The 10,516-nt window shown below is 45.5% G+C and carries 7 protein-coding genes; all 7 read right to left on the bottom strand.

Features of this window, described 5'->3' with window-relative positions; translation table 11 throughout:
• Positions 1-24: 24 nt before the first annotated feature.
• Positions 25-702, bottom strand: coding sequence for a T9SS type A sorting domain-containing protein (locus ISR87_09210; GenBank protein ID MBL7025623.1), 678 nt, complete (start codon positions 700-702; stop codon positions 25-27).
• A 13-nt stretch (positions 703-715) separates the two neighbouring features.
• Complete coding sequence (locus ISR87_09215; GenBank protein MBL7025624.1) at positions 716-2,404, bottom strand: T9SS type A sorting domain-containing protein; 1,689 nt, start codon at positions 2,402-2,404, stop codon at positions 716-718.
• On the bottom strand, positions 2,401-3,684 hold the full coding sequence (locus tag ISR87_09220; protein ID MBL7025625.1) for a T9SS type A sorting domain-containing protein: 1,284 nt from the start codon (positions 3,682-3,684) through the stop codon (positions 2,401-2,403). Before ISR87_09220 ends, ISR87_09215 begins: the two co-directional genes overlap by 4 nt.
• A gap of 26 nt (positions 3,685-3,710) precedes the next feature.
• On the bottom strand, positions 3,711-4,136 hold the full coding sequence (locus ISR87_09225; protein MBL7025626.1) for a DUF3795 domain-containing protein: 426 nt from the start codon (positions 4,134-4,136) through the stop codon (positions 3,711-3,713).
• A gap of 150 nt (positions 4,137-4,286) precedes the next feature.
• Entirely contained in the window at positions 4,287-4,955 is a 669-nt protein-coding gene (locus ISR87_09230; GenBank protein ID MBL7025627.1) for a hypothetical protein, read from the bottom strand.
• Positions 4,956-5,275: 320 nt separating this feature from the next.
• Positions 5,276-9,037, bottom strand: coding sequence for a tetratricopeptide repeat protein (locus ISR87_09235; protein ID MBL7025628.1), 3,762 nt, complete (start codon positions 9,035-9,037; stop codon positions 5,276-5,278).
• Between the two features lie 151 nt (positions 9,038-9,188).
• The gene (locus tag ISR87_09240; GenBank protein ID MBL7025629.1) at positions 9,189-9,881 is read right to left on the bottom strand and encodes an SH3 domain-containing protein; all 693 of its coding nucleotides are present in this window, start codon (positions 9,879-9,881) and stop codon (positions 9,189-9,191) included.
• Positions 9,882-10,516: the final 635 nt, after the last annotated feature.

Consider the following 10,516-nt stretch of genomic DNA (forward strand, 5'->3'; position numbering starts at 1 on the left):
ATAACTTCTGGCTGTGAGTCTATATCATCGCAAATAGACCATCTTCGCTACACTTGAATTATCGCTTGCCTGAAGCCTTGCGAAATACATCCCCCCAGCAACTTCTCGATCGCTATGATCCCTTCCATTCCAACTCACGGTGTAGCTACCTGGAGGTTGAGATATGGAAACCAGTCGATTTACTTCTCGACCGGAAATGTCATAAATGAACAGTGTAACCTCTGCGTATTCTGGTATATCGTATTTGATGGTTGTGCTGGAATTGAATGGATTTGGATAATTTTGGACCAGGGAAGTTTTTTGGGGCTTCCCAGTTTCAGATTCAATGGCAAGTGGACTAACTGAGATATGGGTTGTGTCGTTGGAAATCCCGTAATTATCAACCAATCCCACTATTTCATGATAACCTGGTTCGATTGCCCAGTGATGTATAATATTCCAAATATATGTTGAATCGGGAAGAATCGTGAGATTTGAGGTAATGCCTAAACCAGCCAATTGAAAATCACCATCAATTGCATAATTCCACTGCAGGGATGACCCCCAATTTAAAAACAGCGTGTCGTTTGTCGTATTGTGTCCAGAAACATATATTTCAACTGGCTCATTATAATAATATTCAACTTTATCCGTATAGACACGCACGTCCAGCTGAGCAAGGCTAACGGAAAGTAGAAGAATATGGCTGATTATATATTTCATTTCTACCCTCGCTTCATCTCAAATAAACCATCTTGGCTACACTTGAATTATCGCCAGCCTGAAGCCTTGCGAAATACATCCCCCCAGAAACTTCTCGACCGTTATGATCCTCTCCATTCCAACTCACCTTGTAGCTACCTGGAGCTTGTGATTTTAAAACCAATCGACTTACTTCTCCACCAGACATGTCATAGATGATCAATGATACTTCTGAATGATCAGGTAGATCGTACTCCATGGTTGTTGAAGGATTAAAGGGGTTGGGATATAATGATAGTAAAAGGTGTCTTTTGGGTAGATTTCGCGGTTCGTCAATACTGGTGATACTCCCCAAAGTTCCTGTATATCCAACCTGAGTTGCAAAGATACGATAATTATCTTCATATACATAAATGGCTCCGCCTTCACCATCTGACACGGCATATGATGCTTGTTGGCTATAAATGTCGCTGGGTGTAGTGCGAACTGGATGCTCCCAAAGTGCATTCCCCTGGAAGTCCAGACGTTGTGCAAAATGAGCTTGAGAACAAAATCCAGCATGATGGATGACAATAAACGAACTATCATCTGCCATGGTCGCAGGAGACCAACTCCCATCCGAGATTAGTGAAAAGGCTCCGGTAATCCCATACTTCAAACTTCCATCAGCATTAATCCATTGACTAAAATTTCTATCTGATACGTCTTCCTTTCGGTATTGGATGATTGCACCTCCATCTTCATCGGGCAATAGATGAAAAGTAAAATCTGACGTATCTGAAATGACAATACCGGCATCTGACCAGAGATGTTCGAAAGATAGATTGGTCTTGAACACCCTATCATGATAATTCATGAAAAACAAGTTGTCCGACGAATCCAATTGGAATCGCCCAATATTCCCGAGATTGAAATCGTGAGCCGTATCTAAGAGCAAGACCCCATTATCATCCATTAATTGTGCATAAATCGTGTTTGTTGCAGAGATAACCAACACCTGAGAAGCTGAAGTAACCTTGAGATATCTAATGTCTCGACCGGGTATGTCAAACAAAACACCTAGACTGTCCCAAACTATCTGGCCATCGGGACTAATCTTTTGCATCCACATTCTATCGATATCATCTCGACTATCGCCCCAAATGACATAAGCACCGCCTTCGTGATCAGCAATGGAATAACTGTAAACACCGCTACGATTGTCTGATCCTGAGGCATTTTCGGGGGTTAGAATGATACCATTTCCCCACAATTTATCTCCCTCTGGCGAAATCTTTTGGACTCTTATTTTTGCTTCGAATTCAGATTCCCAGTAGTAGTATACATCTGAATAGGACATAATTAAGCTGCTGTCTGAAGCGAGTGAAATCATTGGAAAGCGGTGTCCACTGAGATATGCTCCCCATTGAGCATCCAAATCCAGGGGACCCCAAACAACATTTCCGCCATGGTCCACTCTGCTGCATCTTGCATTGCCAACATAATCACTGGTTGCGATGTAGGCTCCTCCCTGACCATCACTGATCGCGTTTATCCAGATTCCTTGACTTATCTCGAGAGATGAGTCTGGAGAGGTTGGCCATTGTGCTTGAAGGTTGAAGGGAATCAACATGAGTATGAAAGCAACCCCAATTAGTCCAAAGTAGCTCTTATTCCACGGTTCGTTCACAAATAGAGTCTTTAAAAATCTCTCCCGCATTCCTTTTGACTTGAGCTTCATCATCTCAAATAGACCATCTTAGCAACACTTGAATTATCGCCAGCCCGAAGCCTTGCGAAATACATCCCCCCAGCAACTTCTCGACCGCTATGATCCATTCCATTCCATCTCACTTTGTAGCTGCCTGGAGACTGAGAAATCGAAACCAGTTGATTTACTTCTCGTCCAGATATATCGTAGATAATCAGTGAAACCTCACTGAATTCTGGAAGGTCGTATTCAATTGATGTGCTTGGGTTGAAGGGGTTTGGATAAGCAGAAATGGCCCGGGTCTCCGGCAGGATTTTTACTTCACGGACACTTACCAGATGGTCAATATCACCCCAGAGGCTATCACCCAGACGATAACCCCACAAATCCAGACTGCCCCCACCATCCCAGCCACCTGATGTCCGACCAATTCCCCAGGTCCATATATCTGTCCCGCCCATTGAGGAGGACTCATATAAAAGGGCTCCATCTGCGGCGGGTACCACGGCAACTATGCCATACTGCTGCCACTCCGTTGGAAGGGGTCTGAATTCACAGATCAGATGATTATAGTCTCCACCATCCCAATAGATTTTATAAGGGTCATTGTCATAGGTAAGCACAGCAAAGGTATCTGGCGGGAGTAGCGTATATGGCCACCCACTGACCCGCTCGCGAGCAACTGTATATTCCTTCTGGCCGGCATCCTCATGTACATCAATAATTTCAAGCCGGGTGGCTGATAAATCGGGCGAGCCGAAATCCCAGTTCCATATATTACCCACTTGCAGGGGTTGAAAATTGCGCCAGTCCGAACAGGTCTCAGTGAGGTATGGAATCTGGATATAGGCCATTCCCCCGGTGGGGTCTTCCCCAGATAGCACGACCTGAAAGCCGGACAGTGAGTCCCCGGGAAGATCTACGTAACGAATACCCTCAACCAATTGAGAGTCCATCATGACGACTCCTGTTATCATTGAATCCAGGCTGGAAAAGCTGGTGGCCTCAAACAGAAAGTTAACGGTGGGATATATCTGCGACCCATCCGAATACATGAAGGGACCAAATTTATATTCAACCGTATCTTCAATTTGCTGTTGAAAGGTAAAGATCAGTGTATCCAGACCATGGAGAAAGGGGTACTGGTTACTAAGATGCTGGGATAGGTGGATATTCCTCACCAGGGTGTCGGCTGGAATGGTATAGATGGATTCAACACCATTTACCTGAAAATCGAAGTCCTGAGAGTGGAGACTCCCCAGGATTCCCAACAGGATCAATACAGAGATCCCCACACTTCTTTTCTTTTTCATAGCTCCCCCCTTAATGGCCATGAAACTTAACATAACCCGGACCAACTTTCACCGCAGTTTTGGCAAACAGGTCGATGCACACACAGCTGTTCACCGCAGTGCTTACAGCGCCATCTTGATCGTTCCCGCATCATAAACTTTTCAAGACCCATTCGTTTTATGTTATCAAGATTTTCAAGCATACTCATGTGGTAGTTGTTACGATATCGTTTATCCAGGTTTTTCAAACGCGTACAGGGATAGTCATGACAATCAAAACAATATCCCGACTCCGTTTCACTCAACTTTTCGCAATTTCTGATGACACACGTGGAACAGTGTTTGGCTTTATTTGTCCCTGCTGTTAAACAACCGGAGCATTTGTTTTTTTCCCGGACATGGGCCATACATATTTCACAGTTCATGCCGCAGGGAGCGATTAGATTTGTATCGAGGGGTTGTGATAAATTCATTTTATCAGATCGCATCACTTCTAATGAGGGCTTTCCCTTTATGCTAGATCAAACTCCACAGCTTGGGGGGTATGTTAATCATCATTCTTTTACTTCAATCCCAAAAACTCTCTGGGCTTTCTCAGACGAAATGTCAGGTGGTAGTTAATCTTATAGAGCTCTTTTGAAGAGGGTGTAGATGTGAAAGCCGTCTTTGAGGAATTGGGGCAGATCCTTTGGCTTGACCTTCTTGGAGGCGCGGAAGAAGATCAGTCGGTCGCCACCAGCCTCTGTACTGAGACCAGGACGCTGTTCATAATAATCCAGGATATCATCAGTAAAGCACTCACGAACCACCAGGTCATCAGTGGAGCGCAAAAGGTACTTCTCTGAGAAGAGAGGATGACTGTCAAAATCAATATCCTGATAGCCAAAGGCCTTGCCAATTTTATGAAACACATTCTGAGGTTTCAGACTAAAGGGCGGGACATCCAACAGGCTGGACCTGAGGAGAACCACGGTCTGATAGTGGGTGTGCTGGTTTTTACCAGCACCGGTGGTATAGCGATAATCAAACAAAGTGATTTCAATTTCATCGGCCATACCACTCATGACATTGAAGGCTTTTTTAGAATGTCCATGGGAAAACAGCGGGAAGGCACTCAATGAAGGCAAAAGCTGGGGGTCTGGGAGACGTGAAAACTCCAATGTCATATCTGCAGCTGCAGTCCTGAGGGCTTCCGTGCGTTTTTTTTCAAAATGCCGGACAAGCATGATGATGAACACCACCAATGCGATAATGCCTACTATGATGAGTGTGATTATGATGGGTTCCTTCATGTGGGTTCCTCCCTGGTAGATTTATGTCCGGCTAAACCCTAAGCAGTCATGGCTAAATCTACGAGAGATAAAGCTCGAATCTATCCGTTTTCCAGAAATTCGGAGATTGCCCGGTTTCCAAGAGGTCGGAGATTGCCATGCTCATTCGCTCGCAATGACGCAAGGGGCTTGACCCTACATGTCTTCGCGAGAAGGCCGAAGGCCGACGAAGCGATCTCGGGCTACCTGTTCTCCAAGAAGTCGGAGATTGCCGCGCTCATTGCATTCGCTCGCAATGACGCAAGGGGCTTGACCCTACATGTCTTCGCGAGGAGGACCCTCTATGGTGTTTTGCGGAGGAGGATTTGTCTCTCATCCGCCCGGACCGCCTCATTATAATACTTCTTAAAAGCAAGATACTGATCCGGAGGAATCACACTCATCTTGTTCACCACGCGACGTTGGCCAGTAATAACCCCATCAGCATATTTGAGGTCCACCTGATACTCTGCCATCTCAGAACTCAAGCTCAGGGTTTCCTCCAAATCCAGAGGCTCAAAACCAGCAGGCAGTATGATGCCAATTTCTTCCCAGACTGTATCCTGAGATACCCGGTAGAGATAATCATACTCCCGGTCTTCTGTAGATAAGGAGCGACGGGAAACCAGATTGTCTGTCCAGGGAATTTTTAAGAGTTTCATGCTGCTGGCATCAACCAGATAGTGGGGTACAGAAAAGCTATAGAAGAATTCAAGCTTCTGCCCCACCGTGTGAACATCTTCAATGCTGAAGGCATTCATAACCAGATTGGGATAATCTTTGGACAGGTCTTCAGCCAATTCGTCGAGACGATCTTTATCACCCATAAAGCGGTATGTATTTCTGAAGGACGCACCGGCAGACCCCGATTTTACAGTGTTTCTTTCGATGATAGCTGAATTGTCCTCGCTGAGAGTTACCTTGGAAACGCGTTTGGTCAGGCGGGGTGAAAAATAGTCCGGCGTAAGATAATGGGGTGCTTTTGTTCCCGGAATAATACTCAATGCAAAGGCATTTCTGTCCCCAGCAGGTACGGAATGGATGGGATAATTCTGAGCCGTCAAATCCATATACAGCACACCCCCAGCGGTTTCTACGCCGGCAATGGCGTGATTGAACTCGATGGCAGGCAGGATGTCTTTATTCAAGCCTTCTTTAAAGGTGTTCACCAGCACATAGTGGGCAGGAATCCCGGCTTCCTTCAACATGGAAATACACAGGGTGGCCACATCCTTACAATCACCGATTCTCTGAACCAGAACGTCTCTGGCTTTCTGGGGAATCAGACCGGATTGCCTGAAGGACACGCTGCTGTATCTGATGTTTTCAGTAATGTAATTATAGATCAACTCGATTTTTTCCATCTCGGTGAGATCTGCTTTTCCCGCCAGCAATTCGGCGACGACTTCTTGAACTTCATAGCTGCTGCGGGTCTTGGTTTTGGCCAGATCCAGATACCAGTCAACCAGATACTCCCAGTCCGGAATGGTTGAAATAAACAGCATCTTGCCATAATCATCCAGATTCTTGGTGTTGTACTCAGACTCCACTGCAGGTTGATCATAGAGGACCCATTCATGGAGCATGCCATCTTTGGTCTTGGTGATTTCAGCTTCATCTGGCATAAACTGAGTTTTGGTTTGAATGGAATATCCCTTGGGAATCAGCAGGGAATATTTGCGCTCTTTCACCGGGAAAAAGAAGTTGAAATGAACCTCTTCCCAGAGATGTTGAGACAGTCGACCCTGGTTGTAATTCTGAACCCGCCATTTGATGTAGATGTGATCGTTGGGCACCAGCGATTTAAAGACAACCTTGCCATTATTTTCATCAGCCTTGATCTCAGTTCCATCGGCTTTCAGAACCACAGCCTTTTCAATAATAAGGACCTCTGAATAGCTGTTGTAGGCCAGGTTATATTCTTTAAAGCGATCAATACCATCCATGTTAAATACCTTGAGCAGTACTTCATTTTGAGCTTCAGAAGCACCTTCCTCATAGACCACCCGACGTTTGTTGTCTACCAGATAGACAGCGTCATCATTGGGATATTCATCAGCTCCCGGGCTGGCTTTTAGCATGGCATCGATATCTACTGTGGCAAAATTAGCAAAGACGGATTGTTTGCCTTCCAGCTCTCTCAAATGAGATCTGGCCTCATAATCTGTGGCTGAATAGGTAAGTGCATTTTTATAGGCTTTGATGGCATCAGACTTTTTGCCGGCGCCCTGGTGGATCTCTGCCTGTGTGGACCAGAAACCAGAGGTGTTAGGGCTAATTTCAAGACCGTGGTTCATGTAATTCAAGGCCTTCTCATAATCCTGAAGCTGCAGAAAGGAAGTGGCCAGTTTATAGTAAACCCCTGATGCGCTGGGTTCTCTTGCCAGCAATTTATTGAGGGTGGCTTCATAGTTTTCCACATCTGATGACTGGAGATAGATGTCGGCGAGCTGGAGATAGGCATCTGTGGTACGTCGCTCAGTCAGGAACTTATTATAGATATCAATAGCGCCATCATACTGCTGAGTGGTTCTCATTGAAAACACGGCTGAGAGGTAAACCATGCTCCAATCCAGGGGATGCTCTTCATAACCCTGTTTCAAAAATGCCAGAGCTTCTTCAACCTGTCCCCTGGTGAAGGCCAGGTTCATCTGCATGAGATAGGAGTCTGATGCCTTGGGCCGCAACCCCACATAGCGACGCATGATTTCGGCTGCTTGATCCACATTCTCGGCATCGATATAATCAGAATATTTTTGATTGAGAATCATGGGGATCTCTGGGTAGAGGTCATAGATCTTGGCCACGGTTGAGGCCATGTTGTCATACTTCTCACCCCTCAGATAAGCCTCATAGAGAGAATTGTCGACAATGATGGCCTCAGGCATATAGTCTGCGGCTCTGCGCAGGGTCAGCTCGGCTTTAATGGCTTTATCATTTCTCAGGTAGCAGTCTGCCAGAAGAAGATAATTTTCAATATGGGTGGGGTTGGCCTCAATCAGGTTCTCAAAATAAACCTCTGCAAAATTACGGATGCTTTTCAGGGGGGCTCCGGGTTTTGACGGGTATTTTTTAGGTTTGGTCTCATACTGCAGATCGGTGAGAGCGTCACCTCTTTTATCGGTAATGCGGACCAGAAAATTGCACTGGGTGATTTCGGAATAGCCACACTTGATGAGAAGTCGATTCCAACCTTTTTGTAATTCTGTTTCAACGATGTAGGTGTCGAGGTCGTTATTTCTCTCTTCAAAAACGGAGATAATCTCTTCATCGTTTAGAATGGTTTTCACAGATCCTGAGGTGCCCACACGAACATGCACCACCTGCTTTTCCGGTGAGTAAACAAATGTATTGCCGTAGTAAATCGCGTCTTTGCTACCAAAATAATGGGTGAGATCAACCCAGTTATCGTGACGGAGGTTGCTAATATGAAACCATTGGGCGGGTACACCCCTTTTGCCAGTATACTTCTTTTTGAATTTGAACTCCAGCTCCGGTTGAAAGACCTTCTCAAAGCCAGAAGCTGAAATGTTTTCAAAGGGACCAATAAGTGACCATTGGGTAATGGCCCCCAGCTTGGCATAGTGCTGCGTGGCCACATCGTGATCCCCATACTCTTCCAGATAGCGTCCCATACGGCTGATGGCTCCGGCTTTCATGATGCCCAGGTCATCTGCGCCTTCCGCCAGCCCGGGAATGAGCTTGGAGAGTCCTCGATCTTCTGCAGGATCGATAACCAGCAGTCCTCTCTTGGTATAGAAGGATGCAAAGATATAGGGGTTGGGGTCCTCGAGATGGGTTAATGCGGTTTCATAATGATCCCAGGCCTCTTCATTTCTTTCAGAGAGTTGCAATAAAAAGGACAGTGCCAGATAGGGTCTGGGGTTGGTTTTATCTTTTTTAATGGCCTTTAAAAATGATTTCTCAGCGGCATCAAGATTATTGGAGGAAATTTGCTCCCAGCCTGTGTCTACCAGGTTGGTGCTGGCAGGCTTATAGGCTAAGGAGGGTGATCCAAAAATTAACAGCATCAGGCAATTGGTGAGAATTCGATTTAGTTTCACAGCTTTTTTTCCTTTAAAAATTGGCCTGGGCTGATCGTCCAGACCGATGCCCATTCTGCTTGTTTCCTTTTACACAAAACGGGGCTTAAAAAATTGAGCCCCGTTCTGTATCATTATCGTTTGGTAGATTCTTGTCTTTGAATATCTGTGGTTAAGAGCCAGAAGTTTCTTCCACAACTTCCGGTTCTGGAGTGGTCAACTCTTGGTGCATCTGTTCCAGATCTTTTATAAAAACAGATTTTGAAAAGGCAGCATTACCAAGAATAAATTCGATCTTTTCTATTTTTGTGGCTAGCTTTTTTTCAGCCAGGGCTTTTTTAGCCAGGAGGGCAACGGCCACATCTGCGTCTGTTTTGGAAACATTTTTTGCATGGATCCAGCCAGCGTTCTGATTTTTCTCTCCCACAACCTCAATCCAGTCACCAGCTACCTTGGTGACGGCCAAAATCTCCATGGGTTCGAAGACATCCTTCGTTTCTGTTACCAAATCTGGTCGACGATAAATGGATTCTTTTATAACGGATACTGCAGGAAAGGCGTCCGTGGCCAATAGACTATTTGATGCCCAGCCCGTCGTGCCGTCAGATAGTTTTATATTGAGAAAGGTAATGTTTTTTAACGTGTCAGTTGATGAACCGCCCAACCAGATCACTTTTTCTCCAAGCGCCATATTTGATACCACATCTGAATTCAATGTAGGTTCTGATCTCAGGACACCTTCATCCCAGATACATACTGTAGGGATTGCTTTAGGTGGTTCGACTGACACTTCCTTTTTTTCGCACCCCATAATCAAAATGGCAAAAGCAGCTACCAACAGGATAAGATTTGTTTTCTTAAACACGACAACCTCCATAATTCTGTTTGAGTTTGAGAACAGGGCGCTTGAGGTAACAATTACTTTACAACCAATGTAATTCACCCGATACTTGAAATATTTTTAATCTCTTGCTGATGTAGATATTACTTCCCCGACTTATTAAACGTAATGTAAATATATTCGGAGTGACCAAATTTAAAAGGGTTGATAGTTAGAAATTAGCGGTGAGACGTTTTTGAGTTTTTGAGTTGATGAGTTGAGAGGCGGGGGGTCAGGTCATTGTTAAGGGGTTGAAAAATGCTAGCCGCAGAGAACGCGAAGGGCGCGAAGGCTGGAATAGGGGGTCCGTTATCCCGGGGTTGGGGATTGCCAGGCTGCGCCCATAATAATACACGGGGCTCGATCCTACATGTCTTCGCGAGAAGGCCAAAGGCCGACGAAGCGATCTCGGACCATCCGCTTCACCCAGAGCTTGATCCTACATGTCTTCGCGAGAAGGCCAAAGGCCGACGACGCGATCTGAAGTTGCTACATTTTAGTGGACAGAGCGAGAAGACATACATTGTCCGAGGAGGTAGTCAAGATGGTAACAGAAACTATACGCAGGCAATATACTGCTGAGTTCAAACGAGAATCGGTTGAGCTTTTGCTTCGCAGTG

The organism is Candidatus Neomarinimicrobiota bacterium (assembly GCA_016784545.1).
GTDB lineage: Bacteria > Fidelibacterota > UBA8477 > UBA8477 > JABMPR01 > JABMPR01.